General features: G+C 37.0%; 1 protein-coding gene. It reads right to left on the bottom strand.

Annotation, left to right across the window (positions count from 1 at the left end):
- Positions 1-847 (bottom strand): diacylglycerol/lipid kinase family protein (locus ACRCJ0_RS14700; protein ID WP_431390951.1); only part of this gene is annotated, 847 nt, incomplete at its 3' end.
- Positions 848-1,172: the final 325 nt, after the last annotated feature.

Below are 1,172 nucleotides of genomic sequence, written 5' to 3'. Positions count from 1 at the left end.
ACGCTGGACCAACCTCACCGTCAATATTCACTTTCACTTCGTCCGCGTCTTCATTAACAACCGAGATAGACACTTTTTTTACGTTATACGTAATCATGTTATTGGCTTCAGAGATATACCCGCCGTTTAATTCTTGTAGCATACCTGGTAATTCAGCTAATAAGTTTTCATCTTTTAAGGTCATGATATGTAATAAGCCGTCATCTGGTGTTGCACCAGCAATCATGTTTTCAAATGAACCTACACTGTTTGTTAAGGCAATCACTAATACTTTTGTTGAGATTTCAATCTCTTCATCGTTGTCTAAGACTAATTTGTAGGTGTACTGGTTATCGTTTAATACAGCACGCATTGAATCACGCACATAGGCGAAGAAACCAAATTTTGATTTTTCTTCACTTGAGGTTTCCATTACTGCTGTTGGAATTGATCCAATAGCGGCCACATTACAGAAGTATAGGTCGTTTATTTTAGCGATATCAATTTTTCGCGTTTTAAAATTAGCCAGGTCTTCAGCTGCTTTTTGAGGTTCTAGACTAATTCCTAAGGCACGTGCTAAATCATTGGCTGTCCCAAGTGGAATGAAGCCAAATTTAATGGTTGAATCTGCTTCAGCGATTCCTGAAATCCCTTCGTTAACAGTCCCATCACCACCAACGACGACAACAGCTTCGCAGCCTTCATCACTAGCTTCTCGAGCCCAGTCTTTGGCGTCGCCTTCTCCTTCGGTGAATCTTGTTTCAACGTCATCAAATGAAGCAGACAAGGCTTTTTCTAAGTCACTTTGAATCTCTTTACCCGCACCTTTTCCTGATGAGGGGTTAATTATCAACATTACTTTAGACATTTTCTCTACCTCCATGTGCTTTGTATTACCTTTATTTTACTAGACCCTTGCTTATTTAGCTATATTTAGCCCTAGATTATTTTGAAAACGAAGGAAAGCGAACTAAGTTAATTTTACATTCATTTTACAGAGGGGAATTCACATAGCATGTATACAATTGTTTTGATATAATTAAGAGCAAATCAAGCTATTTTTACAATAAAATATGTTATAGAAAAGTGTGTGTATAGTGAAGAAAAACAATGAAGAAAAGAAAAAAATTGGGAATGGGCTATCTAAAACTGAAAAAGTGATGTTCTATGTGAATGTGGCTTTCAAATCCTTT

The organism is Aerococcus sp. L_32 (assembly GCF_050689315.1).
Note: the sequence above shows the minus strand (reverse complement) of the source record. Positions and strands in the feature narration are given on the sequence as shown.